The organism is Streptomyces sp. NPDC012794, from assembly GCF_042901085.1.
Classification (GTDB): Bacteria; Actinomycetota; Actinomycetes; order Streptomycetales; family Streptomycetaceae; genus Streptomyces.
In genome coordinates this window covers 89,191-115,034 of record NZ_JBIBCI010000014.1, presented here as the reverse complement: position 1 = coordinate 115,034, position 25,844 = coordinate 89,191, and the positions used below count along the sequence as shown (strand labels likewise).

The window sequence follows — 25,844 nt, the reverse complement described above, 5'->3', positions numbered from 1 at the left end:
CTCCCCCCGTGTGTGCGGGGGATGGTCATGTGCCCCCGGTTGTGTCCAGCGGGGCCAGCGGGATGGTGAAGACGACCTCGAACCCTCCCTCGGCTCGCGGCCCGGCCCGCAGTGACCCGCCGTAGAGTCTCGCCCGTTCCCGCATGCCGGGCAACCCGAGCCCACTCGACGGCAGACCGGCGGCGGGCGCGCTGCCACCCTGGCTGGTCACCTCGCAGCTCAGCAGGTCGGCGTGGAAGCCGAGGCTCAGGCGGACCCGGGCGCCATGGCCGGCGTGCTTCACGCTGTTGGTCAGCGCCTCCTGGATGATGCGGTACGCGCACAGCTCCACCCCTGACGGCAGGGGGCGCCGGTGTCCCGAAACCGTCCAGGTGACGTCCAGGCCGGAGGCGCGGGCCCGCTCCACCAGATCGTCCAGTGCGTCCAGACCCGGCGCCGCCCGGTACAGCGCGCCCTCGTCGGCGGTCTCGGTGCCGGTGCGCAGTACGCCGAGCAGGCCGCGCATCTCCTCCAGCGCCTGCCGGCTGCTGGAGCCGATGGACGCCACCGCCTGCCGGGCCGCTTCGGGGTCGGAGGTGAACACGAACTCGGCCAGACCCGCCTGGACAGCGAGCGCGGAGAGATGGTGGGCGACGACGTCGTGGAGTTCGCGGGCGATGCGCAGTCTCTCCTCTGCGATGGCGTGCCGGGCACGAAGTTCCTGCTCGCGCCGCAACTGCTCGGTCAACTCGGCGAGTTGGCTGTTGCGCTGCGCCAGGCGGCGACTGCCGGAGGCCCACAACCAGACGACCGCGACCCCGATGGCGGCCTGTGCCAGGGACAGTTCCACCGACAGACGGGCTCTCAGGCCGGCCGCCGCCCATACCCCGGCGGTCACGGCCGCCGCCCACGCCGACCGCCGGGCCGGACTGCGCACGATCACCGTGTAGCAGGCCAGCAACGGGGCCCACATGTTCGTCGACGGCTGGAAACCGGCCGCCGTGTACGCGGCCAGCGCGCCGCACGAGACGCCGAACGCCACCCACGGCGCCCGCCCGCGCAGCGCCAGGGGGAGGTTCACGGCCAGGCTGAGGGCGACGGCGAGCGGGCCGAAGGGCGGCCAGCCCTCGCTCTGGTACTGGGCGGCGTGGGCCTGCCGTCCGTAGACGACCGTCACAATGGCCATGACACACGCGAGCAGGGTGTCGGTCACCAGCGGGTCGACGTGTATCCGGCGTCTGCCTGACTGCATCCCCGCAGCGTAGAGGCGCTCGCCCGAGACGTCGTCCACCCCAGGGTTGACCGCGCGGAGGGCGCCGGGCGGGCGCCGCGGACCTGGCTGGAGGCGGCGACCCCGAGGCGCACGAGGCGGTGGACCGGGGGAATCCCCGCTCTGCGTCCGGTGCGCTGGTACCGGATCGTCGCGGCCGCCGCCGACCAGTCGCCGAGCGGGATGTACGGGTGTGCGTACGGGGATGGGCCGCTATCGCCCTGGGGTACGAGGGAGCCCCGCTCGGGGTGGCGGACGGCGCCGGACCGAGCCCGGGGAGCGGTGCCTCCGGCACCCGCAGCGGCTCGGCCGACCATGACGGCGGCCCGGCGGCGGCATGGTCGCCGGAAGACAGGGCAGGTGACGACCATCTGAAGGCGCAATCCCCGGGTGGCGGTATGAGAAGTGTGGGTGTGGAAGAGGAACTGCTGCTGGTGGACGAGCGCAGCGGTGAACCGCTGGCCGTCTCGGGAGCGGTTCTGGCGGCGGCGGACCGCCTGGCCTGGGAGCGCCCGGGCGGGGAGGACCACGCGTTTGAGAAGGAGCTGCACAAGGAGCAACTGGAGTTCGCCACCAAACCGGTGACCCACATGGGCGAGCTGCACGACGAGATCGTCCGAATCCGCGGGGAGGCCGCGCACCACGCGGCGAGTGCGGGCGCCGTGGTGGCGGCCGTCGCGACCTCGCCGCTGCCGGTGCGGCCCTCACTGAGCGCGGGGCCGCGCTACCGGTGGCTGGGAGAGCAGTTCGGCCTGACGGCGCAGGAGCAGCTGACATGCGGCTGCCACGTGCACGTCTCGGTCGAATCGGACGAGGAAGGCGTGGCGGTCCTGGACCGCATCCGACCGTGGCTGGCCGTCCTGACCGCCATCAGCGCGAACTCACCCTTTTGGCAGGGTGAGGACAGCGGATACGGCAGCTATCGCAGCCGGGTGTGGAACCGCTGGCCGTCCGCCGGACCGGTCGACGTCTTCGGCTCCGCGGACCGGTACCACGAGCAGGTCCAGGCGATGATCGACACCGGGGTGCTCCGGGACGTGGGCATGATCTACTTCGACGCCCGGCTGTCGGCCAATTACCCGACGGTGGAGGTCAGGGTGGCCGACGTCTGTCTGGACGCCTCCACGACGGTCCTGATCGCCGCTCTCGCACGCGGCCTGGTCGAGACCGCGGCCCGCGCGTGGCGCGACGGTGAACCCCCCGCCAGGATCGGCACGAGCCTGTTGCGCCTGGCCAACTGGCGGGCGGGCCGCTCGGGCCTGGACGGGCCGCTGCTGCACCCCGAGACCATGCGGGAGACGTCAGCCGTGCACGCCGTCGAGGCCCTGTACCAGCACGTGCGAGAGGCCCTCGTGGACCACGGCGACGACGAGCGGGTCCGGGAAGCCATCGCCCACCTGCACGAACGGGGCAACGGCGCCCGCGTCCAGCGTCGGCTGCACGGCAGCGGGGAGACGCTCGCGGCGGTCGCCACCCGGTGCGCGGAGTTGACGATCAAACCCTGAGACGCGCGGCGGTGGCAGAGTCGCGAGTCCCTCGGGGACGGGAGCACCGGGCGGGATGGTCACAGCGCGCAGGACCTGGCCGACCATGCGGCCCGGCAGCTCACCGGGCGGCCCTGCTACCAGGCTCGGGTATCCGCCGACCCAGCCCACAGCCGCTCGTCCGGCCCCGCCCCCCATCCCCGGCAGCGGGCGACATCGGTCATGCCGTCGGCGAGCGGGGACCAGGCTCGGGTGCCGGCCGGCAGGGCCGTCTCCCGCTCAGAGCCGATGCGGTCTCTGGTGAGGGTCAACAGCCGGCTGTTCTGCCAGCGGTGAACAATGGCCCGGCCGGGCTCGGTGATCACTACCGTCCGATCTCATGACGCGGGTTACAACACGTACGGTCGAGTACCCGGCCGATGGTTTGACGATGATCGGGCACCTCGCGCTTCCGGCCGGTGTCGGCCGTCGGCCCGCGGTGCTGCTCGGGCCGGAGGGCATGGGGCTCAGCGACGTCGAGCGCCGGCGGGCCGATGCTCTCGCCGAGCTGGGATACGTAGCGCTGGCCTTCGACCTTCATGGCGGGCGCTATCTGGGTGACCCGGAGGAGATGCTGGCCCGTTGCATGCCCCTGCTCGCTGATCCCGACCGGATGCGGGGCATCGGCCATGCGGCGCTCGACGTGCTGCGCGCCGAACCGCGGACCGACCCCGACCGGATCGCCGCCGTCGGCTACGGCACCGGGGGCGCCGTCGCGCTGGAACTCGGGCGCGATGGCGTCAGCCTGCGCGCGATCGGGACAGTCAACGCAACCACCACGGGCCGACCGGGAGAGGCGGCGCGCATTCGCTGCCCGGTGTGGGCCGGGGTCGGGTCGGAGGACCCGATCATGCCGCCCGCGCAACGGGACGCGTTCGCCGCCGAGATGCAGGCCGCGGGCGTCGACTGGCGCATCACGGTCTACGGCGGCGCCCTGCACGCCTTCCACCACCCACCGGTCGACCACCCCACGGTCCCCGGTGTCGGCTACCACCCACAGCACGCGCAGCGAGCCTGGCGCGACGTCCTCGACCTGCTCGCCGAATGCCTGCCCGTAACGGAATGATCGCGCTTCCGTCAACGCGCCTACGCGTTCTCCGCCGGACAACGACGAATCCCAACCCCGTCCATAACTACTGCTCGAAGGCCACCCCGCACGCAGCGCGGCTGGGCCCGACATGGCTTCCGCAGCCCGCGCCGCTGCGTGATCAATACTCCTGGCCCCTGTCCCGACACAGGGTCTCGGGAACGTGGTACCGGTCCGCGCCTGGGGCCGGCCCGGCACCTCAGTGAGGCATGGCCGCGATGGCAGCACCGGCGGTCTTCTTGGCCTCCGACTCGCAGGTCGATGCGGGATGCTGCTCCCCTCCCAGAGCGATGCGGACCACGAGGTTGTCATCGCGGATGTTCAGGCTGCAGTGTTCTTCCGGACCGGGATAGGTCACGTCCCGAACCAGACGGGCCGCTGGGGGCAGAACGCGGCCCGCCGCTTACCCCTGCATGTGTGTCTACGTAACCTCTGACCTGTGATCTTCAAGGGAAACGTGCGGCACCTCCTGTGGCGCAAAGGACTGCTCAAGAACAGCGTCGGCCGCAGACAGGTCACGGAACTCAACCGCATCTGCGACCTGAGCGAGATGGGCAGGGCCGATGAGGCCGAGGCGGCCGCGCGGGCGTTCCTCTCTGATCCCCGCCGCGCCAAAGACCGCGCCCCCGTCCCGAGGTGGTCGGCCTCGGACGAGGGACACACATACTCACCGAGCTGGATGCGCTCATCGCCGAGATGCGGCAGGCTGCAGACAATCCGGCCAGGCAGGCCCTTCTCCTCACGGCCCGTATCAACCGAACAGGCGCACTGAGCTTCTTCGAGTTGGCCACCGATCGGGTGATCGCGACTGGAGCGCTTCTGTTCAGTGTCGAGTGGGCGGCTGCCGTGCGATGCCGGCAGCTTGGTGAGCAGGGATAAGGGGTCACTCGAAGCTTGCCGGCCTGAACGCCAGCCCGGCGGCAAGGCCGGTAAGCGACGATCAAGCTGTTGTCAGCCGCCGGCTCTAAGGTCGGCCTTATGACATCAGACCTGGTCCAGGAGTCTTGGACTCGCATCGACGCGTGGCTGCGCGAGCATGCGCCCCGTACGTTTGCCACGCTTCGGCCGCCTGCAGGTGGCGAGGAGATCGCGGCAGCGCAACAGGAACTGGGGGTCACCTTTCCTGCGGACCTGGTCGCTTCGCTCCTCCGGCACAACGGGGCGCTGGAGGGACCTGAGGCTTTCCGGTTCAGTACGGGCGACCGGCTGCTCGGAGTGAGCGGAATCCTCGGGGACACCGGGTTCATGCGCGGCATCGGCCAGGGCCTCGACGGGGAGACCGAGGACTACTGGCTTCACGACTACGTGAAGTTCGGTGCTTACGACGTGACGTCGGACGGTCTTCTGATGGATTGCCGTACTGAGCGGGACTCCTTCGGTGCGATCGGACGGTTCTTCGACGAGACCGGCACCAGATTTGGGCGGGCCCACTCGCTGGGTGGGTATCTGGCCAAACTGGCCGACACACTTGAGCGCGGCCAGGAGGCTGGTGTCGTCACCTTCAACGGACGGCTGTTCTGGGAGGCGCCTCTGCCTGCCAGGCCGGAGTACAGTGCCGACGAGCCCCTTCCCGCACCGGATGAGCAGCTGCCAGAGCTGGACCTGTCCTACAGTCCCACCGACCTCCTCCACGTGAGCCACCTGGACGGGCACGAGGAACTCGGTGCGCTGATCGCAGTTCTGCCGTATGAGCAGGTGGTTGAGGCCGCGCGGAAGCAGCTGCGCAGACTGGCGGTCGAAACGGGCCTGAACAACTACTTGGAGGTCAAGGCAGCCCTGGACGCGTGGGAGCGTGGTGTGGCCCTACCGTGGCCGGACCAGACCGGCCCGCTCGCCTTGCGCCTCCGCGCGGTGCTCGCACAGGCCGACACCGGCCGAGATGTCACTCGCAGGTGGGCCGCGGAGAAGATAGCCCTCGGGATCTGGGGGTCCCCGTACAGGTCCGTGTGCGAGAGCGCGGAGACCCGGAGTCACTTCACTCTCAACTGGCGTGCGGACCTGCATGCGGACCTGGGCAATCAGCCCCTGCCACCGATACCTGACGACCGATTCTGGGGGGCGCTGCGGAACCCCGCCATCGACTCCAGTTGGTACGCGGCCCAGTACCGCCAAGATCAGGACTGACCCCAGGGGTTTCGGTTCCGGGTGAGCGCTTCATGTGGCGGTCATCGCCAGACGAAGCGCTCACTGAGCTTCTTCAGCGCTGCCGCTCCACGTGAGGATGGCTTTGACGATTGACGTCATGCGGTTGGGGCTGCACCGGGACCTGCGGAAGGTCCGCCAGGACTGGAGGATCGCGACACCGCGTTCAACGGGCGCTCGTGCTGCGGCCAGCGCCCGGTTAAGGGTCTTTTCGGTGAGAGTGAGTTCCTGGAGTGGCTTGCGTTTGATGCCGGTTGTCAGCCACGGTCCGCTACCTTGGCAGGCGAGGTCGGCCAGAATGGGAACGCCCTGGCGCTCGCAGATCCGGATGATCCGGTGGGTGCGGGCGGCGGTCAAGTGCCACCATCGCCCGCTGAGACGGACGGAGCTTGCAGCGCCGGTCGCCCTCACGAGTGACAACCAGCATGGCGACCCACTCCACGAGCGCATGAGGCAGGTCAAGTGCGTCAGGATGCATAACCAACGAGGCCCCCGAGCAACGTGATTGAGACGTCAGACATCTCGATCAACAGTTCGGGGGCCTCGTTCGTTGCCTTCACGGCTCATCACCCGATCGGTGGCCAACTCGAAGAAGCTCACTGATCGCGCAGCACCGCTACACCGAAGCCGAGCACGAGGCCCTGGACATACTCCGCGTCGCCGGACGCCTGCCGCCCCTCACACCGGTAGGGCAACACCAGTCACCGCCCTGTGGAACCTCGCCGAGGCCCTCTGCTGGCAAGACCGCTACGAAGAAGCAGAAGTGATCGCCCGTGGAAACCTCCCCCGCGCCGAAGGACGCACGCGTGCCGGCCTCAACGCGGTCCTCGTAGCAAGCGTCAACGGCCAGAAGCACTACCAGGAAGCCCTCGATCAAGCTCGCGAAACCGTGGCCGACCCTTCCCCCGCCGACGCCGGCACCATCGAAATGCTCACGCCATTGCCCTACACCACCTCGGCCACCACGAAGAGGCCAAAGCCACGGCACGGCAGGCACTCCACGCCTGTCGGTGCGCGGCCGCGGCGACTCGACGGGAGTCGCCTGGCCGGGGTGCTGACCAGCAGGGCCGTCTCCTGCTCGGAGCCGATGCAGTCCCATCGGTGGTCACCAGCCGACTTGCGATGATCTCTCCATGGCGCACAACGATGATCAGCTGACTCAGGTCGCGTTCGGTTTCTCCGAGGCAACGGCATCGATACGCGCCGATGCCCTGCGGCTGCTCGAAACGGACGCCGGCCTCCATGCGGAATGGGTGGCGGGGCTCGCCTCGAACCACGCGGCCCCGGACTCGGTGCTGCGTCGTTTGTTCACACTGGATCCCCGGTCCGAGGCCTGGAGTGTGCTCGGCAAGCGCGAGCTGTCGCAGACCGCGGCGATGGCCGCCGCCAAACACCCCGACCCGGAGGTCCGCAGCATCCTGGTCGGGAATTCCCGTTTGCCGGCGAAGGTCTACGGAGCACTGGCTGAAGATACGAACCCGGCCGTACAGCGCCGCATGGTCCGGATCGCTCAATCCTTCGGCGTCGAACTGCCGACGGAGGTGCTGGTCCGACTGGCGACCAGCCCGTACGCCGGGCTGCGGTGCAGCGCGGCTGAACTCGTGGGTCTGCCGGAGAAGAGCCTGCTCCTGCTGGCCGAGGATCGCGATGCCCGCGTCCGGGCCGCCGCCATCAACTCCCGAACCTGGCACAGACTGCCTGTCGCGGTCCGAGCCGCGGCGGGCGCCGACCCCGACCCTCGGGTACGCGAGGCGTTCGAACGCGTGGCCCGGCTCATGATGCCCCTGCCGACGACGGTCGATGCCTTTCTCGCCGAAGCGGACGAGGACCGCCGTCTCGGCGCCGCCCTCGCCGCACCCGTCGACGCGGAGCTGGCGGCATTCCTCGCCACCCAGGAAGACCCTTCCCTCCGTGAACGGGCCGCCCGGAACCCGCACGTGCCCACGCCCCTCGCCCTCGCGCTGGCCGCTGACGCCGATGCCGGCGTGCGGCTGGCCGTGTCCACGCGAGCGGACTTGACGGAGGAACAGAGGGCAACGATCGACTACACGGCCCCACAGGACCGCTACCCGGTCCCGGCCTGGGTCGAGGAACACTTCGACGACCCTGATGCGCTGCGGGAGATCGCGGCCTCCAGCCATGTCATGCTGCGGCGCGGCGTCACGCGTGCGGCGGAACTGCCCGCCGACGTGATCGAGCGGCTGGCAGGCGACGAAGACCACTACGTGAGGTCGATGCTGTGCGAGAACGACCACGCCCCGCACGAACTCCTCGTTGAGATGCTCGCCGACTCTCCGAGGTGGGTCCTGCTGACCTCCCGTCGCCACTTCGCCCGGCCCGGCCTCGCCCGGTTCGCTGACAGCCCGAACCACCGACTGCGGTACGCCGCCATGCGCGACCCACACGCCGTTCCGGAACTCGTCGAGCGTCTCTCCCACGACCCGAACGACATGGTCCGGCATCACGCGGCGTCCCACCCGCTTCTGCCGCTTCCCCGCCTCGTCGAACTCCTTGGCGTAACTGCCCAGAACATGGCGCGAACAGCAGCCCGCAACCACGCACTCCCCTACGACCTCATGCGCCAGCTCCTTGACGTGGCCGGCGTCGAACGCTGACTGTCCTGTCGCGACTGGGGCGGCTCGGGGCCGCCCGTGGTCCTGCTGCACGGCCTCGAGCCGGTCCCGGCGGCCCGAACCCGACGTGACAGGCCGAGATCGGCGGATGGCTCGACGCGTGGCCGACACCGTTCCCGTCGCGGGAAGCCGCCGCCGAGTTCCTCGGGGGCGGCCCGGTCGGTGGATCGACGGCGCCGACCACGTCGCGACCCCGCAGCCGCTCGGGCAGGCGATGCAGAACGTCCAGGGCGACCCGGCGAAGCAGGTGGAGGCCCGGGAGGCCGCGGCGCCGCGTCAAAAGTCGCCTGTGGGCTCGGGCTACGCCGTCGGCGCCGCCTGCCCGGGCCGGCGGCTTCGGCGGATCAGACCGACCCGGAGCAGGACCGTCAGGCCCCGCCGCGATGAGCCCCCAGCCGTAGGGCATGGCCAGGAACGGCCACGCGGCGGCCCACGGCAGGATGTGGCAGTTCGCGGAGCCGAACCCGAAGCGCAGGCACCGGGAGTGGTCATGGGCCAGGAGCAGCGTCGGGTGCAGCACCGCTCCCGCGACGACGGCGGCGAGGAGGCCGTGCAGCGGGCTCAGCTCACGGGCCGCCGCCCGCGTACGGCGTTCCACGATCAGCGCCACGACGACCTGGGCGAGGCAGGCGCCCACGAGCCCGTAGACGTACGGATCCCGGGGCAGCAGACCGGGCACGAAGAGGGCCCTGAACACGTGCGGTGGGTGGCCGCCACGCCCAGGGCCAGGGAACTGCCCGGCGAGAACGAGAAGAGCCGGCGGGGGTCGGCAAGGGCCCGTAGCCGGGCGCCGGGGTTGGGGTGGGTGGAAAGGACGTCCATCGCGTCGGCCTCCGCGTCCACCTGTGGCGGCCCGGCGGGCGGGCGTACGGGCCCCGGAGCCCGGCCCGGGTACGGCGCTGCGGACCGCCACCGGCAAGCGCCGGCGCTCGCAGGTCGGGACCCTGACGACCAACGTCATCGCCAACCTGATCCTCGGCCGCATCGGCCACATCCGCCCCGCCGGGGCGGATGATGTGGCCTCCGGCTCAGAACAGCGGCAGCTGGCCCGGATGGGGGCCCAGGGTGAACCCGTCCAGGGTCGGCGCGGAAGTGCCGAGGACCACCCGGGTCCGGGAGCCGGGGCAGGACACCAGGTCGCCGCGGACCCGCCCGGCGGGGGGCGTGACGAGCGATCAGACCAACGATCACGGCGCAGTCGCGCCCGCCTGCGGGACGGGCCCGACAGGGTGAGACATGCCCAGAGTCTGCCCTGCCGTACCGGCATCAGGCTTCCCGCGAGGCCAGCCACTCCTCGTGGGACCGGTTCACCTGCGTCCACAGCGTGGCCCGGTCCGCCGGGGTCAGGTCGCCGAGTTCGCGCCCGAATACGGTGGCGATGGTCTCGTAGAACTCCTCCGGGGTGCTCAGCTCCCGCTCGCTCGGCCCCTTGGCCGGGTCGATGCGTGTCAGGATCCGCCCGCGCAACAGGTCGATGGATTCGGCGTCCCGGCGCAGCAGGGCCAGCGTGCGCACGAAGGGCGAGTCCTCCGCGGTGGACAACCGCAGGTGCTCCGCGTCGAAGTCGTCCATGGTGGCCGGTGCGGAGAGGAAGTTCATCACGGGGAACGGGCCGAACGGATTGCGGTAGGTCCAGCCCTCCAGCGGCCCGGCCGCCAGCCGTTCGAGCGCATAGGAGAAGCCTCCCTGCTCGTATGCGCCTTCGCGCAGCGGCAGTGGTTCGTGCGGGCCGTCGCCCAAACCCACGTCGACGAGGTACTCCCCGCCGTCGACGCGGACGGTCAGCGCGAGGTGGTTGCCGTTGACCTCCTGAGTCCCGGCCTCCTCGTAGACCGCGCCTACGTGGAGGGTGACGTCGTAGCCGAGGCGACGGAGGAGGGCGGCGAAGGCTCCGTTGAGGTGGAAGCAGTAGCCGCCGTGCCCCGCGGCGAAGCGGCGCGCCGACAGCTCGGGGCCGATGCCGGGCGGCCGGCCGAGCTGGATGTCGATGTTCTCGTAGGGGACGCGCTCCAGGTGGGCGCGCTGGAGCGCGAACAGCCCTGCGGCGGAGGGGGCGGCGGCCGGGCCGGGGACACCCAGCCGTCGCAGATAGGCGTCGAATATGCCAGAAGTCATGCGATCACCCTAGGCGTCATATGCCTGTACTCTCCATCAACCCGGCACCGTTTCAGCCGATTCCCCAACGTTGCCCGCTCACGCGGGGACTCGCGCCGCCACTCCCTCAGCCCGGCCGACCCGCCGGCCACGCCTCGTGCGCCCGGGTCACGCGGGCCCACAGCGCGGCGCGGTCCACCGGGGTCATGCCGTCGAGGTTCCGCCCGAAGGCGCTCACGATGACGCCGAAGTGTTTGTCCGCGTCGGTGAGTTCGCGCCCGCTGGTGCCCTTCGCGCCGTCGATCCGGGTCAGGATCCGGCAGCGCAGTGCGTCCGAGCCCTTCGTGTCGTGCCGCAGCACCATAGGTCCGTACGAACGGCGAGTCCTCGGCGGTCGAGAGCCAGGCGTGCCTGGGCTCGAGGTCGGCCATCAGCCGGGGAGTCACGAAAGGTGACCCGGGGCATGGGTCCGGCGAACTTGCGCAGCGTCCAGCCGGGTGCCTCCGCCCTCGAGGGGCTCCAGCCGCTCCAGCACGTACCGGAAGCCGCCCTGCTCGTACGCGCCCTCCCGCAGCGGCAGCGCCTCGCACGGGCCGTCACCGACTCCGGCGTCCACCCAGTACGCCGTCCCGTACACCCGGACCGTCAGCGTGGGGTGCCCGCCGCTGACCGCGCGGTCCTCGGGATCGTGGGTGACGTCCCCGCTGTGGCGCGCCACTTCGTAGTCCAGGGATTCGAGGAGCAGCGCGACCCGAGCGCGAACTGCTCCGCGTCGGCCCGTGCGACCTCGCCGTCTCCCTGCTGCCGAGCCTCGGCGTCCTGGCGGCACTGGCCGGCGGGCTGACCGCGCCCGTGGTCGTCTGGCGCCTCGACGGGGGCCAGTTCCCCGTGCCGCCCCACATCTGGCCGGCGGCTGGGAGCTGGGCGGGGAAGGAGCGTCCCGTGAACGATGCATGACTCAAGTAAGTCCCGTCGGACGGCGATGAATCCGAGCTACGGGAGACTTCGAAGCGGCCAAGTCCGGCGTGCACCTCGTGATTTCCGCCCGGAAACGGAACGGACCGGCCCCCCCCTCGGCCGTCAGGCCGGGGGGGCCGGTCGTGTGCCACACATGTCGCGGGCCAAGGGGCTACGGGGCGGCGGCCGCCGCGGGCGTGAGGTGGTCCGCGGTGCGCATCCGCCTCCCGTCGAACTCCACCGACTCACCGGGCAGGACCAGCAGCCCGGGGTCCCGGTCCTGCCAGGCCGTGCCGATCCGCCGGATCTGCACGGCCTGGCCACGCGATCCGGCCATGAACACGGTCGGGTCGATCTCCCAGCCGTGCCCGGCCAGCCACTGCTCCAGCGCCTCGGCGTCCGTCCCGGTCGCCTCGCGCGGCCACGCGTAGGTGTTCTCGCTGCCCATCCTGTCCCCCTCCAGTGCGGCCGGATACCCCGGCACCGCGCCGATCCTCGCACCCGCCACCGACACGGGCCGGATATTTTCCGCGGCCGCCCGTCGCACGCCCGCCCCTGCCGGGTCAGGCGTGCGACGGGGCGTGCCGCGGCGCGACGGTCTCGTGGGGGGAAGGCGTCAAGAAGCGGATTTTCGACGTTATTGTCGAGCCCGCGCGGTCCCAGCCCATGCCCGCTGCCGTTTCGGGGCGTCAGGAGCAACGGCGTGCCCCGGCGCCCGGCCGCGTCGGTGGGCCAGCCCGCCGCCGGACGGGACGACGCGGGTGCGTACCTCCTCGCAACGGCGGGTTCGGGGCGGGAACGGGCCGGGCGGCGTTGGGAACCCTGGCCGGTGCGGCGGCACCCTGCTGGGACTGGAGGGCAGCGACGACCCGGTCGACGTCGATGTCCCGGCCGTGCGCGGCCGTGGGAATCCCGCCGACGGCTTAGTTCCAGGGAGCCGGACAACGGCTTGGCCCAAGGCACTACAGGGCGATCGGTCCGGCTGTCGTCTCCTCGGAGCCGCATGCATCGAAATGGAACCAGCGCAGGAGCTCGTCGAAGTCGACGTGAAGCCACTCGCACTTCGCGGCGCGAACCCGTTTGCGGGGCAATTGAACGCCCGCACGGCCAATCGCCCACCGCACCCCGGGGCAGCGTACTGACCTCGGTGGACCTTCCCGGTCAGAGCACTAGAACGCGGAGGCGCTGGTGAAGTTGCATCGGATGTACTCCGCGTCGTCCTCTTCGAGCGCCAGGCAGTAGCCACCCAGCCGGTCGAGGTACTCGTACAGGGAGTGCGCAAACGCCTCCGTGTCTTCCGTGTGGGCGAGCCGGATGGACGCCGGAACCATGCTGCGCGGCCAGTCCGCTGTCGACCAGTCCACGATGAGCTGGGCGAAGAACGCGTCCGACCGGAAGTGGCTGAAGAGCTGGAAAGAACTCTGGGTCACTTCATGAGGCTCTCCGTAGAGCGCTGTCAGGTCGGCCGTGAGGCGGCGCCACAAGCCTTCGACATCGATATCGCGGGGGGATTCCGCAACCGGGTCTCCGGCGCGAGCCGCCGGTCCGGCGAACAGATAATACGTCGCCTTCTCACTCACCGTGGATCCACCTCACATGAAACAAAGCTCAGCGTACACAGCCGCATGCCGGCCCATGCCTGGGCGTTGATTTCACCGCAGCAGCCACCCTCTCAGGCCTGCCGAGCGCGCCGCTCCCCCAGTGCAGGGTTGGCGTGAGCGCGGTATCGGCTGCGCCGAGGAAGCAGACCAGGGGTCTGTGGGCGATGGCGATGGCCACCGCGACGACCGCGCTTCCCCCGTCAAGTTTTCCGCGGCCCTGCAAGAGCGCCGCTGGCCTCCGGGCCCGGCATGACTGTGTCCCCCTGCCGAACGGATGACCTGAGAGGTGGTGTCACCGGGCCCGGAAGGTACCGTCGGAGACGCTGATGAGAGGTCGGGCCACCGTCCGGTCCGGCGCAATGCCGGACAGCTCGCGGACGACAGGCCTGCATAGCGTGGATGTGCGAGCACGACACCACCACCGAGGCTGGCATGTTCAACTCCCTGGGAGAGGCGTGACGTTCTCCCGCAGCTCCCCGGCCGGCCCCCAGAACACCTCATACGTCGCGTGATCGAACCCTGAGCGGCGGGTTGAGGACCGGAACCTGCGGACAGCGGTCGTGCGGGCCTGAAGACCACCCGGCCCACGTCGGGCTTCAGGTCCCCCAGCTGAACGCGCAGCACCGTGGTCGTCCCGCTGCCGTTCTCACCCGTGATACCGGCGATGCGGCCTCGCGGCGGTACGAGGTCGACACCGTCCAGCACGCGCCGGCCCGAGATGCTCTTACGCAGGCCCGCCGCGCACAGCACCGACCGCCGCCACGCCCTGCGGCGGCCGCCGCGCCTCAGTCCGGCCGACCACCAGAGCACTCCAAGACACCGTTGCTGGGCCGGACCCGGGTACCGTGGGAAATCGCGCAACCCGAGTGGCGGAGAAATGACATCACTGGAGCTGGTCCGCATCGAAGCCGGACTGCACGACTGGGCCGCGATGACCTGCGGCTGCTCATGGGGGCCGAACCGGTATTCGGCGGAGCACATTCCCCAGGAGCTCATCAGGCTGCTGGAAGGCAAACCGAAGGATCTGGGCACCCATTGGGTGGACAACCACGCCCGCATCCAGTCGAACCTGATGGATCCGGCCGTCGCCACCGCCTCCCTGGCCCTGGCGGCTCTCGCCGGGCGCCCGCCCGTCGGAGTCCGCAAGGACCTCCTGTACATCCTGGGCGTCCTGTCGGCCGGTGAGCAGGACGACATAGCCGAGGCCTGCCTGGACGTGGCCCGGCAGGGGGTCTGGCTCTACTACGAGGAACTGTCGGCGTTCGAGATGGTGGGCGCCTCGGCGGAGGCGTACGAGCTGCTGTCCCTCATCGACGAGCAGGCCGAACGACTCGCGGCCTACCACCGCGTCTACCGCGACCGGCTGCCGTACGACCTGAGGTGACCGGCACCGAGGAACAGCGAGACCCCCGCGCTCGACGAGCACGGGGGCCTCACCCGTTTCCGGGGCGGCGACGGGCTGTCACTCCTGGCCGAAGGCGTCGGGCTGCCAGCGGAGGAGATGCAGGTCGACCCCGACCGTCCGCCACTACACCTTGTACTTGCGCTCGATCTCGTGTCCGCACTTGCCCACGGTGAACGGCTCGACCAGGTCAGCCACATGCCGGTGACGGCCAGGCGCAGCGGACCGTACCGCTCAAGCTCGGTACGTGGGTCGACAACCAGCGCCGCCGGGCCGCCTCGCTGACGCCGGCGCGGGTGGATCAGCTGTTCGGGGTCGGAATGAGGTGGGCGCAAGCCGCCGGGCGTCCGGCCGGCCGGGTAGAGAAACGCAGCAGGAGGTACTGACCATCCGCGCGGGCGTTCGCCAGCTCTCAGAAGCAGCGCAGCGGGCAGCCCCGGACAGGTGGAGCCGGACGGGCATGCCCGTCCGGCTCCACGTGGCGTGTCAGCCGAAGTCCGGCGTCCCCGCCATCTGCGCCGCAGTCGGGGTGTGTCGCCGAACCGGTCACAGCGGCTCCGCTCACCGGGCCCGCGGGTCGTACAGGGGACGGCCGTCGGCGCCGAGCTGCCCGAGCTCGGGCATCAGCGCGACGCCGGTCTGGATCTCGTCCGCCGTCCAACCGGTGATGTCGAGCAGCAGCCCGTCCAGCGGACCGCCGATCAGCTCGGCGTAGGTGCGGCCGGCCCGCGGGCCCGGATTCGGGTCGTCGTGGTCCGTGCCCTGGACCGGGCCGCAACAACGTGCGGGGCCGGGGTTAGGCCGGGTTGATGTTCTCCGCCTGGGGGCCCTTCTGGCCCTGGGTGACGTCGAACGTCACGACCTGGCCCTCCTGCAGCTCGCGGAAGCCCGAGGAGTTGATCGCCGAGTAGTGGGCGAAGACGTCCGGGCCACCGCCGTCCTGGGCGATGAAACCGAAGCCCTTCTCCGCGTTGAACCACTTCACAGTTCCCGTAGCCATGTCTCATGCCTTCCAGTCGATGAACGTCTCCCGCGACGTGCGGGAGGCGGAGGTGATCGCCCTGGTTCCTGCGGCACAGCACAGCAAAACGCCCACGCCGAGGCGTGGGCAAAGGGGAACTTCCGAACCACGACAGCTGACGCAGACGCTACACGTCCGCACCTGCTGCCACCACAACAATTCTGTACACGTCGCGCCTTGGACCAGGTGCGCGCATAGCTGCCGTACGCCGGCAGGCGCTCAAGCCGCAGCCGCCCGGTTCGCTGTGTCGGCGGCGCGGCGGTACTCGGCGTTGAGGCGCTTGGCTTCCTCGAGCTGGTCTTCGAGGATGACGATGCGGCAGGCGGCCTCGATGGGAGTGCCCTGGTCGACGAGTTCGCGGGCGCGGGCGGCGATGCGCAGCTGGTAGCGGGAGTAGCGGCGGTGGCCGCCGGCGGAGCGGAGCGGGGTGATGAGGCGGGCCTCGCCGATGGCGCGGAGGAAGCCCTGGGTGGTGCCGAGCATCTCGGCGGCCCGGCCCATCGTGTAGGCGGGGTAGTCGTCGTCATCGAGACGGCCGTACGTGTCGTCTGCTGTCATTGCACCTCTCTGTGGAACGCGTGGAGGGGCCCGGGTGCCGTACTGGCACCCGGGCCCCGAAGGAACTGCTACACCATCTGCCGGCCCTGATGCTGCGCCGGCCTTCTGTTTCCGCAGACCCGACCGAGACGCTGTCGGGGGTGCGGGGATCGCGGATGCGTGACCGGAGACCACCTCGCTATCGATGTCCTGCGGTACCCGGACTCGCGTGGCGTCCGGGCGATCCTGATGGCGCCTGGTTCCTCCGTCCTTCCCTCTGGATCAATCACTTATCAAACGGGAACTGCGAACTGCTTGTACTACTGGTGATGCTCGTACTGCTGGTGGCCTCTCACAGCGCCACTTCGGCAGCCAGCCCCGTCGCCCATCCTGCATCCGCTCTGGCTTAGAACCCCACTGCCGAACCTCCCGGTGCGCGCGTCCGCAGCCGACGCCTTCACCGAGGTTCCACTCACTTCACTGCTGGGCACTGCCAACTGCACCTACTACGGGTACTGCCACCGCGTTAACCGCGGTACCGCTGACAGCGGCCCCTGATCACTGCGAGCCGCCCGGTCCGGTCACCAGTCCCGTCGCCGTCCTGCAACAACCCTGGCTTCGAAACTCCGTCACCGCACCGTCCTGCGCACTGCAACTGCGGGTACTGCGGCCCGGCAGTTCGTCTCTGCCGGGCCTTGCGGTCCTTCTTGGTTACGTGAGAAACCATAACCACGCCGACGCCTAATGTCTACTCCGGCCGACATAGATTTCTGCGTGTTCACCCACCAGGTAATCTTCCTCGAACAAGGACACGGACAGGGGCGAGGGGCGGCCGTCGCTGGGTCACACCCGTCACAGGCCAGGGCGCGAGCCTTCCGGGCACCACCGGGGCGGCACTGACGATCCAGCGACCAGGGTGAACCCCGTGGACACGACGAGCGTCAACCTCACAACCGCCCGCCCCGCCGCCGGCGCCCGCGACGGCACCCGGGACTTCCCGGACCGCCTCGTACGCCCGCTCGCAGCCCCCGGCTGCACGTCGTCCTGGCGAGCAAGGAGGAACACCTCCTCGACAACCGCCTCTAGCGCTTACCGCCGACGTCCAGGCTGCGGCCGGTACGACGATCAGCCTGGGCAGGGCAGCGATGTCGCAGTCAGCAGCTCCTGGGCGGCGCGGGCGATGAAGTGACGGGTGTTCTCCGGGTTCAGCGCCTTGGCCTGGAGGTGGTCGTACATGACGCTGTAGTGCTGTACGTCGCATCGTTTCTCCAGATAGAGGTCGCTGGTGAACCGCTCCAGGTAGACCGTCCCCGCCTCGCTGTCCGGGAAGCGGAGGATGGAGAACTGTCCCGAGACGCCCGGGTGGGCTCCCGCCTCGTGCGGCAGGACCTGCACGGTGATGTGCGGCTGCATGCCGAGGTGGTTGAGGTACTCGAGCTGTTCGCGCATGACCGTGGGACCGCCGACCATTCGGCGCAGTGCGGACTCGTCCAGCACCGCCCATAAACGGAACGGCCGGGCTGGGTGGTGGGCCCGGGCCTGGCGGCGCAGCCGGACCTTATGGCGCACGGCGATCTGTTGCGCGGTGGCCAAAGGGATCGTTTCCTCGATGACGGCTCGGGCGTAGGCGGGGGTTTGCAGCAGGCCGGGGATCACCAGGGGCTCGTAGGAGTGGATCGAGGAGGCTGCCGTCTCCAGGCCGATGTAGACGGCGTAGGGGACTTCGCCGCAGGCCACCCACCAGCCCTGCCGGTCCGATTCCGTGGCCATCCGCATCAACGAGTCGATGACCTGCGGGTCTGTAACTCCGTAGAGGCCGCACAGGTCCCGCACATCACGAGCCTTGATGGCTCGGCGGCCGTTCTCCAAGTGGCTGATCTTGGGCTGGGAGATCAACAGACGCCCGGCCACCTCCATGCTGGTCAGGCCACTGGCCTGCCGGAGTCGGCGCAGCTCCGCGCCCAGCCGACGTCTTCTGACGGTCGGATTTCCGTTCCCCGCCACAGCGGTCTACCTCCGGCTCGGGACTGTCCACCAGCCACGGGAGTTGAGGGCCGGGGCCGGGCAGACTCACCGTGCGGTGATGATCAACGGCCCCCGCCGGTGAGTGTCGCGTCAGGTGAACGCAGGCGCGTGCACAGCCCGAGCAGGATTCACCCGGATGCCACGACCTTTCACCTCTCCGTTGGAAGAGTTCGCATACCCGTTCACTTCCGCGGGGGACATGAACGGTTGCTCGCGGCATCCGCATGGGCGCCCGACTCGGAAGCTGGTTGCTCGCTTCAGCGCGCTGAGGCGAGGTTCGCCGCCGGCGCGGCCCGGGATGAGATCAAGTCCGGGCTCGCCGACGGTACCGGGAGCGTAAGGTCGGCACGGGGGGGGCAGGCCGCCTGACGCATGCCCGAGCCTCCGCGCCGCCGACAGGGCGCATGGCACCGACGGCCGCGGGGGTGTCCGCCACGCGAATCGCCAGAGCTGTGCCGTCCCGGCTGCCCCGCCTCACAGGGACCGCGCCGTCTCGCGGGCAGAGCCAGAGCCCGGCCAGGGTGACCACAGGGGGCCGGCCGGGCTCTGCTTCGGCTGAGGCCAGGCATCCCCGCGCCGCCCCGTGGGAGTGCCGGCTCCGACGCGGGTAACCGGGACGAGCCCAGCGGCGTTGAACCGTCATGAACACTCTGACGATGTGGCTCGGTTCCGGCCACCGTTCAGCGAAGCGGCGGCGAAACGGTTCCGCACCCCGACCTGGAGCCGCTCTTCACCGAGCTCGCCCGCCGTGTGGGTCACCGACGGACGCCTCGTGCCGGGCCGGCACGACAAGGAATGGACGATCCTCGCACGCCTCAGCCCACGGCCTGGTTACTGACAGCCCATGCGCCACGTTTCCGCTGTGTGTCAGGCCTTCTTGCGAGCCGTCCGGTAGAGCTCGGCGGTCAGTGCGGCGACCTCTTCCCGGGAGGCGCCCGTGCCGCCGGTCATCGCCTGCGTCAACTCGAAGACGTTGGCGCCTGCGAGAGTGGAGTAGTCGGACCAGGCGCAGACCCGGGAACTGGAACTCCGCAGCACCGTCCTTGGGTACAACGGCATCCTTGTCGCGGGTGACCTTCACGTCCTGGCACTTCATCAGCGCACCCTCGAAACCGGCGGGCTTGACGGCCTTGGGGCTTCCGATACGCTCCATCGTGAGAATTCGCCGTAGAGGCCGTCGAAGCTCAGCCGCTTGCCGCCCACCTTCGTGGGTCGTTGCCCGGCGCGTTGTACAGGCCGGACACCGCGCGGGCGTTGTTCACGCCGATGCCCGCGGCCTCCTTCTTCGGGTCGGCGTTCAACTCGCCGGGGGCGCGCTGCCCGGACCAGTCTTCTTGTAGGCGTCGACCGACTCCGGGGGGACGAGCTTGTAGCCCTTGCTGTCCACGCTGATCTCACTTGTCCGGCGTGGTGAGCTGCCGCGAGCCGGACATCCCGATGGTGGTGTCCCGCAACGCCCGGACAACAGGCCACGCCACCAGCCATAGGTGACCGGCGGTCGAAAAACCCGCGGTCCGCGGCTGTCCCCCATACCGTCTTGCGCCTACCGGAAGCGGTAGATCACTCCTGCTGGCCGCCAGGAACCCCACGGGCTCGGACCTCATCCACATCTGCGATCGCAGCGGCGAAGAGGCCGGGACCGTGAATCGCTCCCGGCCTGCGGCTGGACCTGTCGGGAGGCCGGTCCTGCGCGACCGGGAGCGCGCTCCGAGGCACCGACACCGCCGGCCCCCTGTGGGAGCTGTCCGAGGAGTTCACCGGCGTTCCCTTGCGGCCGGCCGGCGACGCGGCATCTCTGACGCGGTGGTGCGCTGCTCGCGGGAGGGGGGGTACGCCGCGGCGGTGTGCCGGGCGAACCTGACGCTCGCCGATGTCGTCCGAGGGGACGGCGACCAGGGCCTGTTCGAGAACGGCTGTCGTGCACGCTCGACGACGCCTTTGCGAGCGGGGGCATCTGGAGATCGCTCCATCCCGGCGGATCCGAACACCCGGTGCCCTGGTCGCAGCCTTCCTGCGCCCCTCGACGCCCTACTCACCACCGTGCGCCACGCCTCAGGCGCCGGCCACGGGCAGCGTTGACGCGCCGCGGTCATCGTCGGGCTGCTCGAGTTCCGCGCGTCGCTCAATGACCCGTTTTGGCAACTCCGGTTCCGGCACGCCCAGAATCACGGAAGACCACCGAGCACTGTGGGCAGGAACAGGCGGTCAGGGCCGCTCGTCTCAGCCTGTCCATCACCTTCTGCTCGTCGACGGCCAGGTCTAGGCTGGATCGCATGACTGCCGGTGATCTGGTGCGGCCTGGACCTGACGGTGACACAACCGACCTCGTCTTCCGCGAAACCGGCGGTTCACGCGGCCATGCGGTGCTGATCGCGCTCGCGTCTCTGGTGCGGGTGCTGATCCTTTTCGCCTGCGTGGGGGTCGTGATCACGATTTTCGTGGCTTTCTTCGGCGTCGATTTTCCCAGCGCCTTGATCGTGCCCAGCCTGGTGGCGGCGGCCGGCTCTCTGATCGCCGCTCCGTTCGCCGTTGCCGGTGCGTTGCGCCGTGTCCGTCGAGTTCGGTTCGCCCTAGCCCAGGACCTGCCCCGGTTTCGCTTGATCCGGGCGAGCCGGCCGGACCCCTGGATGCCGATCACCGACCTGGCGCGCATAGATCTGGTCGAGAGCATCGTCGAGCCGTACGAGGGCGACCCCCTGCCGGCCACCCGCACCCTGATGGTCGCATTGATCGGGGCAGGTGACGTGGCCGAGCTGGCTTGTGGTCACCCGAGGCATACGGACGGGCGTCAGCTGAAGGAGGTTCTGGATGCGCTCCTGTCGGAGGCCGGGGTCCCCGTACAGTTGCAGACACAGCGAACCCGGCGGCCGAAGCCTCCGCCAAAACCCCGTCGGTCAGGTTCGGCTCATGCCGCCGTGATCGGCAATACCGGGAGTTCGGGCAGTCCGGGGTCCGGCAGCGGAATTGGCTCCGGCGGCTTCTGAGGACCGTCCCTGAACCGGCCCTGGTCACCGAGGGGCCCTACGTGAGGCGGAGGTCGGTCCGCGGCACCTCGTCCGGCGACCGATCCCGGCGGCAACTGTCGAACCTCGGCGCCTTCCAGAACCGCCGACGTCCTGCGCCCGGGACGGGACGGCCCGTACCCGCCGTGCCTGGGCAAGCCCTCCTCGCGGTATGACCTTGCCCAGGCTCCCTCAGCTCGCCCGGGACGCTCAGGCCTGCCGCTACTTCAGCAGGGTGCGAAACTCTTCGAAGTCGAGGACCCCGTCGTGGTTCACGTCGGCCGCCATAGCCTTTTTGACCTCTTCAGCGAGGTGCCCCTGGGCTCCCTCGGCCTTGAACCCCTCCGCCAGTTCGACGACGTTTATCCGCCCGTCGCCGTCCGTGTCGATCTTGTCGAACAGCGCCCTGAGCTCGGCCTCGTTCATGAAATATCCCTCTCGCGTTCACAGGCCCCGAAGGCCCACATGCCTCACCACCCTGCCACACCACCACATCCGACCAGGCGCCCTGGTCCCGTAGAGGGCGTCACCGTCGGAGTTGTCGAGTACGGCTGTCAGCGCCTACTCGCTGCTACAGGGGTGTGACGACGACGGCTACCGCCTGGCCGTGCAGCGCGCGGTGATCCCCCGGTGGTAGGTGACGTACCGGCGCGGCGCCCAACAGCGGCGGCCGGACTCCCCCAGGACACCCTCCGCCCGCCCCGGAGCGGCCGAACTCCGACAACACGGCAACAGGACGATCTGCGGAGCGCCTGCGGGGAGCAGCCGCGACCGGTCGGTGCCGCGGAGCCGGAGCCGCGACAGCCGGAAGTCCTCGACGGGGACCGGATAGAGCTCTTCACCCGCCTCCTCCCGGGGGGTGAGAATCCACTGGGCAGTGCGGTGAAACGGACCACGCGCACCAGTTCGGCCGCGTCGACGTGCGGGGCGCCTCGGCCGCGGCCCGCCCATCGCCCCGGGCCCGCTCGGCCCCCGGCGGCGGCCGTGCGCCCGGCCGGCATCAGCCCGCCCGCGTTCTGTGCAGACGCGCACCACACGGTTGACAACGGCGAGCCAGCGGTGCCGACGATCATCGCGCAGGTGTCGCCGAAGCGGAAGCACAGGTCGGTGACCGCGAATCGGGCGTTCCGGGCCTGCCCGACCGGATCAAGAACCGGCATCTGAGCGACACTTCCGCCACAGCCGCACCGCCGCCCCGCGTCCTGCGCGATCAGCGGTCAGTCAGCGGGCAGGCCGAACCAGCGGAGGAGCACGGGGCGGGCGTCGTCGGGGGCGTCCTCGGGCCCACGGGCATAGCGCGCGAGCAGGGCCAGGTAGTCGTCATGGAACGCGTCCAGCTCACCCTTCGTGAGGTGGATAAGGCCGCGCGAACCCCGCATCCAGCCTTCGGACTCCGCCTGCTCGGCGGTGAACTGCCGGGCGAGCTCGAGGTCCTCCTCCATCCTCATCCTGTCCAGCTCGGCCGACATGGCACGCTCGGCCTCCGTCAGCTCGTGGTGCGGTGGTCTGCGGATGTCGAGCCCGCGCACCCCGCGCCACCAGCGCTCCCTCCCGGCGGAGCGCTCGGGGATGTCCTCGATGAGACCACTGCGCTCCAGCATGCGCAGGTGGTAACTGAGCGTCCCGGTGTTCTCGCCGAGGGCGGCGGCCAGCGTGGTGGAGGTGGCCGGGCCCGCCGCGCCAAGGTGGCGCAGGATCCGCAGGCGTAGGGGGTGCGCGAGGGCCTTGAGCACCTCGGGACTGTCGACCGTGCGCCGCTCTGCGGCTTCCGCTCTCCGCTCTTTCGTCATGGCGGCAGTCTACCCCCGGTGCAGATATTTCTCTGCAGAGCTTTCTCTGCAGAGAAAGGTCTGCAATGCTGTGGCGTATGACGACGAACCGATTGACCTTGGATCGCACAGTCCGCCGCTTCACGCGTGCCGCTGCCGGAGCCCTGCTTGCCGGGCTCGTCCTGGGCGCCGCACCCGCGCATGGAGCCGAACCGACTACGGATCTTCCCGCGTTCGACTTCTCCGCCTGCCCGACCGTCGATGAGCTGCCCGCGGGTGCGGACCCCGGCACCTGGCGCTGCGAGGTCATGCACGCCACGGGGCATCTGCGCATGGGCGCCATCGACGAGCCGCTCACCGAACCCATGAAGATCACCTTTGCTGAGGGCCGTGTCGACGGGGAATTCCGCCAGGTCTTCGGGGAAATGACCGCTGCGCCAATCCGGGTGGGAGGCACCCCGTTGACCCTGACTCCGCGGTACGGCGGGTACTCGGACTTCCTGTCCGACGACACCCGGCGCGGCGAGTTCGACATCAAATTCGCCATAAGCGCGCCTCACGGGCTGCTGACCCGGCCGTCGTCGGGCTGCTCCGTGGGCAGCGATGAGGACGCGGTCCACCTGGTTCTCAAGGACACCCATCCCACCCGGGTGATATCCAGGAACCCCCTGGTCGTCACCTTCGCTGCCCAGGACTCGGAGTTCGCCGCCCCGGGCACCAGTGGCTGCGGCCCTCTGAGTCGTGCGCTCAACCGGGCCCTGGGGTTGCCGTCCGCGGCGGGGACGAACGCCTTCGGCATGGACGTCACGGTCGCCATCCGGCCCTACGCGTAGACCCTTCCGTGAGCAGTCGCCGCTGAAGAGCCGCAGGCCGGTCGGACGGGTCCAGGTCGTTCGGCTCGCCCAGGCCGTCGGTCAGCGGGTCCGACATCGCGCGGGCGTCCGCGCCCATCACCACCGGCGTCGGATCAGGAGCAGCAACGTCAGCAGGGGCAAAATCGCCTCTGGCCCGGCGGCGGGCGGGTCGGCTCCCGGCCCTGGACTCTCACCTGCTCCGCGAGACGGGCCTTCTCCGCCTTGGCCTCCCGGTGGCCGGCGCAGGCCAGTATCCCGACCGTTCGGCTACGCCCGGGACGGCGGATCCGGGGCGGCCGCCCGCGATTTTCGCGAACCCCGGGCGTCCGTCCCTCATACGGCCACGGCCCTGTGACGTACGTCGCACAACTTCCTTGCCCTTCCCGGCAACCCCGGTGGCGGCGGCGGCAACTGAACGGCGCACGAGCAGAACTCCACGCCGACTCCGTAAAGGACCGCCCACCGATGCCGACTTCCTCCCACCGTCGTCTCCCCGCCCGCCGCCGTCTCGTCCTGGTCACCACGGGACTCGTCACCGCGGCGGGACTCGGCGTCCTGCCGTTCGCCACGCGCGCCGACGCCGGCGCCGTCGATCTCGCGCACGACCGCCTGGCCTCCCAGGACGGCTGGGCGTCGAGCGGCTCCGGCACCACCGGCGGGCAGGCCGCCGACGCCGAGCACGACTTCACCGTCACCACACGGGCCGAACTGGTCAAGGCGCTCCGAGCGGGCCCGTCCGGCGCCCCGAGGATCATCCGCGTGAAGGGCCGGATCGACGCCAACACCGACGATCAGGGGCGCCCGTTGACCTGCGCCGACTACGCGAAGGGGACCGGGTACACGCTCGCCGCCTACCTCAAGGCCTACGACCCCGCGGTATGGGGGCGGTCCAAGGTGCCGTCCGGCGCGCAGGAGTCCGCACGGGCGGCGGCGCAGGCGAAGCAGGCCGAGCGGGTGGGCATCGCGGTGCCGTCGAACACCACCGTCATCGGCGTGCCCGGCACCGACGCGGGCATCAACGGGGGCAGCCTCCTGGTGCAGAAGGCGGACAACGTCATCATCCGCAACCTGACCTTCGCCGACACCCGTGACTGCTTCCCCCAGTGGGACCCCACGGACGGCTCCGACGGCAACTGGAACTCCGCGTACGACGCCGTCACCCTGCGGGGTGCGACCCATGTCTGGGCCGACCACAACTCGTTCACCGACAACCCCCGCTACGACGCATCGAACCCCCGCCACTTCGGCCGCGAGTACCAGGTCCACGACGGAGCCCTCGACATCACCAACGCATCGGACCTGGTCACCGTCTCGTACAACCGGTTCGCCGACCACGACAAGACCATGCTCATCGGCAGCAGTGACAAGGACACGAAGCTGCGGGTCACGCTCCACCACAACGTCTTCCAGGGCATCGTGCAGCGCGCACCGCTCGCCCGGGTCGGACAGATCCACCTCTACAACAACCACTTCGACACCACCCCGCGCAACGGCTACACCCACAGCTACAGCGTGAACGCGCGGGCCGGCGCCCAGATCGTGGCGCAGAACAACCACTGGACGCTCTCCTCCGACCGCAAGACCTCGCAGCTCCTGTCGGGTGACGGCACGGGCGCGTTCGCGGGCAGCGGGAACATGGTCAACGGTTCGGTCACCGACCTCGTCGCCGCCCACAACGCCGCGAACAAGAAGAAGATCAAGCCCGAGGCCACCTGGAATCCCGCCCTCGCCAAGGGGCTGGAACCGTCCGCAGCGGGACTGCCCGCGTCCCTCGCCCGCAGTGCCGGCGCGGGCGTCCTGAAGTGATCCACCACGCCGGTGCCCCGGCGGGTGCGCTCGCCCCGGCCGGGCACCCCGGCGAGCCGCCGACGACGCGACGACCGCTCCCCCCGGCCGGGACCGTGCTGACCGGCCGGTTGGTATCCTCACCGTCCCTCCGACCGGCGGG

The 25,844-nt window shown here is 70.1% G+C and carries 22 protein-coding genes and 1 pseudogene; 8 read left to right on the top strand and 15 right to left on the bottom strand.

Annotation, left to right across the window (positions count from 1 at the left end; all coding sequences use genetic code 11):
* Positions 1-25: 25 nt before the first annotated feature.
* Positions 26-1,231, bottom strand: a complete 1,206-nt coding sequence (locus ACFY7H_RS24600; protein ID WP_388941584.1) for a sensor histidine kinase — start codon at positions 1,229-1,231, stop codon at positions 26-28.
* Between the two features lie 416 nt (positions 1,232-1,647).
* On the opposite strand from ACFY7H_RS24600, the gene ACFY7H_RS24595 reads away from it, so the two are divergent.
* Together ACFY7H_RS24595 and ACFY7H_RS24590 are read left to right on the top strand one after the other, a co-directional pair.
* Positions 1,648-2,754, top strand: coding sequence for a glutamate--cysteine ligase (locus tag ACFY7H_RS24595; RefSeq protein ID WP_388941582.1), 1,107 nt, complete (start codon positions 1,648-1,650; stop codon positions 2,752-2,754).
* A gap of 358 nt (positions 2,755-3,112) precedes the next feature.
* The gene (locus ACFY7H_RS24590; protein ID WP_388941580.1) at positions 3,113-3,838 is read left to right on the top strand and encodes a dienelactone hydrolase family protein; all 726 of its coding nucleotides are present in this window, start codon (positions 3,113-3,115) and stop codon (positions 3,836-3,838) included.
* A 220-nt stretch (positions 3,839-4,058) separates the two neighbouring features.
* Here ACFY7H_RS24590 and ACFY7H_RS24585 read toward each other — a convergent pair whose 3' ends face one another.
* The gene (locus ACFY7H_RS24585) at positions 4,059-4,217 is read right to left on the bottom strand and encodes a hypothetical protein (protein ID WP_388941577.1); all 159 of its coding nucleotides are present in this window, start codon (positions 4,215-4,217) and stop codon (positions 4,059-4,061) included.
* Positions 4,218-4,837: 620 nt separating this feature from the next.
* Between ACFY7H_RS24585 and ACFY7H_RS24580 the strand changes: the two genes are divergently transcribed.
* A complete protein-coding gene (locus tag ACFY7H_RS24580; protein ID WP_388941574.1) occupies positions 4,838-5,983 on the top strand; it encodes an SMI1/KNR4 family protein in 1,146 nt (381 codons plus the stop codon).
* Positions 5,984-6,056: 73 nt separating this feature from the next.
* On the opposite strand, the pseudogene ACFY7H_RS24575 reads toward ACFY7H_RS24580, so the two are convergent.
* Positions 6,057-6,485 (bottom strand): annotated as a pseudogene (locus ACFY7H_RS24575) (transposase family protein).
* A gap of 649 nt (positions 6,486-7,134) precedes the next feature.
* Between ACFY7H_RS24575 and ACFY7H_RS24570 the strand changes: the two are divergent.
* Entirely contained in the window at positions 7,135-8,616 is a 1,482-nt protein-coding gene (locus ACFY7H_RS24570) for a hypothetical protein (protein WP_388941571.1), read from the top strand.
* A 1,284-nt stretch (positions 8,617-9,900) separates the two neighbouring features.
* On the opposite strand, the gene ACFY7H_RS24565 is transcribed toward ACFY7H_RS24570, so the two are convergent.
* The 6 genes from ACFY7H_RS24565 to ACFY7H_RS24540 all read right to left on the bottom strand — a co-directional run bounded on the left by ACFY7H_RS24565 (position 9,901) and on the right by ACFY7H_RS24540 (position 14,189).
* Positions 9,901-10,749 (bottom strand): arylamine N-acetyltransferase, encoded by an 849-nt coding sequence (locus ACFY7H_RS24565; RefSeq protein WP_388941569.1) that lies wholly within the window; start codon positions 10,747-10,749, stop codon positions 9,901-9,903.
* A 106-nt stretch (positions 10,750-10,855) separates the two neighbouring features.
* Positions 10,856-11,092 carry a hypothetical protein gene (locus tag ACFY7H_RS24560; RefSeq protein WP_388941566.1) on the bottom strand — a complete coding sequence of 79 codons (237 nt, stop codon included), beginning with the start codon at positions 11,090-11,092 and terminating at the stop codon, positions 10,856-10,858.
* Positions 11,093-11,170: 78 nt separating this feature from the next.
* Positions 11,171-11,683, bottom strand: coding sequence for an arylamine N-acetyltransferase (locus ACFY7H_RS24555; RefSeq protein WP_388941562.1), 513 nt, complete (start codon positions 11,681-11,683; stop codon positions 11,171-11,173).
* A gap of 174 nt (positions 11,684-11,857) precedes the next feature.
* On the bottom strand, positions 11,858-12,199 hold the full coding sequence (locus tag ACFY7H_RS24550) for a hypothetical protein (protein WP_388941559.1): 342 nt from the start codon (positions 12,197-12,199) through the stop codon (positions 11,858-11,860).
* 655 nt (positions 12,200-12,854) lie between these two features.
* A complete protein-coding gene (locus ACFY7H_RS24545; protein ID WP_388941557.1) occupies positions 12,855-13,115 on the bottom strand; it encodes a hypothetical protein in 261 nt (86 codons plus the stop codon).
* A 222-nt stretch (positions 13,116-13,337) separates the two neighbouring features.
* Positions 13,338-14,189, bottom strand: coding sequence for an ATP-binding cassette domain-containing protein (locus tag ACFY7H_RS24540; protein WP_388941554.1), 852 nt, complete (start codon positions 14,187-14,189; stop codon positions 13,338-13,340).
* Here ACFY7H_RS24540 and ACFY7H_RS24535 point away from each other — a divergent pair.
* The gene (locus tag ACFY7H_RS24535; RefSeq protein WP_388941551.1) at positions 14,164-14,670 is read left to right on the top strand and encodes a hypothetical protein; all 507 of its coding nucleotides are present in this window, start codon (positions 14,164-14,166) and stop codon (positions 14,668-14,670) included. The two genes, ACFY7H_RS24540 and ACFY7H_RS24535, sit on opposite strands and share 26 nt — an antisense overlap.
* 814 nt (positions 14,671-15,484) lie before the next feature.
* Here ACFY7H_RS24535 and ACFY7H_RS24530 read toward each other — a convergent pair.
* From ACFY7H_RS24530 to ACFY7H_RS24515, 4 genes are all read right to left on the bottom strand, one after another.
* The gene (locus tag ACFY7H_RS24530) at positions 15,485-15,688 is read right to left on the bottom strand and encodes a cold-shock protein (protein ID WP_008735947.1); all 204 of its coding nucleotides are present in this window, start codon (positions 15,686-15,688) and stop codon (positions 15,485-15,487) included.
* Between the two features lie 240 nt (positions 15,689-15,928).
* Positions 15,929-16,267 (bottom strand): MerR family transcriptional regulator, encoded by a 339-nt coding sequence (locus ACFY7H_RS24525; RefSeq protein WP_388941547.1) that lies wholly within the window; start codon positions 16,265-16,267, stop codon positions 15,929-15,931.
* Between the two features lie 1,104 nt (positions 16,268-17,371).
* Positions 17,372-18,250 carry a helix-turn-helix domain-containing protein gene (locus ACFY7H_RS24520; protein ID WP_388941544.1) on the bottom strand — a complete coding sequence of 293 codons (879 nt, stop codon included), beginning with the start codon at positions 18,248-18,250 and terminating at the stop codon, positions 17,372-17,374.
* An 888-nt stretch (positions 18,251-19,138) separates the two neighbouring features.
* Entirely contained in the window at positions 19,139-19,309 is a 171-nt protein-coding gene (locus tag ACFY7H_RS24515; RefSeq protein WP_388941541.1) for a hypothetical protein, read from the bottom strand.
* 1,235 nt (positions 19,310-20,544) lie between these two features.
* Between ACFY7H_RS24515 and ACFY7H_RS24510 the strand changes: the two genes are divergently transcribed.
* The gene (locus ACFY7H_RS24510) at positions 20,545-21,255 is read left to right on the top strand and encodes a hypothetical protein (protein ID WP_388941539.1); all 711 of its coding nucleotides are present in this window, start codon (positions 20,545-20,547) and stop codon (positions 21,253-21,255) included.
* A 240-nt stretch (positions 21,256-21,495) separates the two neighbouring features.
* On the opposite strand, the gene ACFY7H_RS24505 is transcribed toward ACFY7H_RS24510, so the two are convergent.
* Both ACFY7H_RS24505 and ACFY7H_RS24500 read right to left on the bottom strand, forming a co-directional pair.
* On the bottom strand, positions 21,496-21,699 hold the full coding sequence (locus ACFY7H_RS24505; RefSeq protein ID WP_388941536.1) for an EF-hand domain-containing protein: 204 nt from the start codon (positions 21,697-21,699) through the stop codon (positions 21,496-21,498).
* A 791-nt stretch (positions 21,700-22,490) separates the two neighbouring features.
* Positions 22,491-23,063 carry an ArsR/SmtB family transcription factor gene (locus ACFY7H_RS24500; RefSeq protein WP_388941534.1) on the bottom strand — a complete coding sequence of 191 codons (573 nt, stop codon included), beginning with the start codon at positions 23,061-23,063 and terminating at the stop codon, positions 22,491-22,493.
* Between the two features lie 77 nt (positions 23,064-23,140).
* Here ACFY7H_RS24500 and ACFY7H_RS24495 point away from each other — a divergent pair, with 77 nt between their 5' ends.
* Both ACFY7H_RS24495 and ACFY7H_RS24490 read left to right on the top strand, forming a co-directional pair.
* Positions 23,141-23,875 (top strand): hypothetical protein, encoded by a 735-nt coding sequence (locus ACFY7H_RS24495; protein WP_388941531.1) that lies wholly within the window; start codon positions 23,141-23,143, stop codon positions 23,873-23,875.
* Between the two features lie 486 nt (positions 23,876-24,361).
* On the top strand, positions 24,362-25,702 hold the full coding sequence (locus ACFY7H_RS24490) for a polysaccharide lyase family 1 protein (protein WP_388941528.1): 1,341 nt from the start codon (positions 24,362-24,364) through the stop codon (positions 25,700-25,702).
* The last annotated feature ends 142 nt before the right edge of the window (positions 25,703-25,844 follow it).

Coding starts and splice junctions, on each gene's coding strand:
- ACFY7H_RS24600 (WP_388941584.1), bottom strand. CDS start 1,231: ATGCAGTCAGGCAGACGCCGGATACACGTCGACCCGCTGGTGACCGAC.
- ACFY7H_RS24595 (WP_388941582.1), top strand. CDS start 1,648: ATGAGAAGTGTGGGTGTGGAAGAGGAACTGCTGCTGGTGGACGAGCGC.
- ACFY7H_RS24590 (WP_388941580.1), top strand. CDS start 3,113: ATGACGCGGGTTACAACACGTACGGTCGAGTACCCGGCCGATGGTTTG.
- ACFY7H_RS24580 (WP_388941574.1), top strand. CDS start 4,838: ATGACATCAGACCTGGTCCAGGAGTCTTGGACTCGCATCGACGCGTGG.
- ACFY7H_RS24570 (WP_388941571.1), top strand. CDS start 7,135: ATGGCGCACAACGATGATCAGCTGACTCAGGTCGCGTTCGGTTTCTCC.
- ACFY7H_RS24565 (WP_388941569.1), bottom strand. CDS start 10,749: ATGACTTCTGGCATATTCGACGCCTATCTGCGACGGCTGGGTGTCCCC.
- ACFY7H_RS24560 (WP_388941566.1), bottom strand. CDS start 11,092: ATGGTGCTGCGGCACGACACGAAGGGCTCGGACGCACTGCGCTGCCGG.
- ACFY7H_RS24555 (WP_388941562.1), bottom strand. CDS start 11,683: ATGCATCGTTCACGGGACGCTCCTTCCCCGCCCAGCTCCCAGCCGCCG.
- ACFY7H_RS24535 (WP_388941551.1), top strand. CDS start 14,164: ATGACATCACTGGAGCTGGTCCGCATCGAAGCCGGACTGCACGACTGG.
- ACFY7H_RS24540 (WP_388941554.1), bottom strand. CDS start 14,189: ATGCGGACCAGCTCCAGTGATGTCATTTCTCCGCCACTCGGGTTGCGC.
- ACFY7H_RS24530 (WP_008735947.1), bottom strand. CDS start 15,688: ATGGCTACGGGAACTGTGAAGTGGTTCAACGCGGAGAAGGGCTTCGGT.
- ACFY7H_RS24525 (WP_388941547.1), bottom strand. CDS start 16,267: ATGACAGCAGACGACACGTACGGCCGTCTCGATGACGACGACTACCCC.
- ACFY7H_RS24510 (WP_388941539.1), top strand. CDS start 20,545: ATGACTGCCGGTGATCTGGTGCGGCCTGGACCTGACGGTGACACAACC.
- ACFY7H_RS24505 (WP_388941536.1), bottom strand. CDS start 21,699: ATGAACGAGGCCGAGCTCAGGGCGCTGTTCGACAAGATCGACACGGAC.
- ACFY7H_RS24500 (WP_388941534.1), bottom strand. CDS start 23,063: ATGACGAAAGAGCGGAGAGCGGAAGCCGCAGAGCGGCGCACGGTCGAC.
- ACFY7H_RS24495 (WP_388941531.1), top strand. CDS start 23,141: ATGACGACGAACCGATTGACCTTGGATCGCACAGTCCGCCGCTTCACG.
- ACFY7H_RS24490 (WP_388941528.1), top strand. CDS start 24,362: ATGCCGACTTCCTCCCACCGTCGTCTCCCCGCCCGCCGCCGTCTCGTC.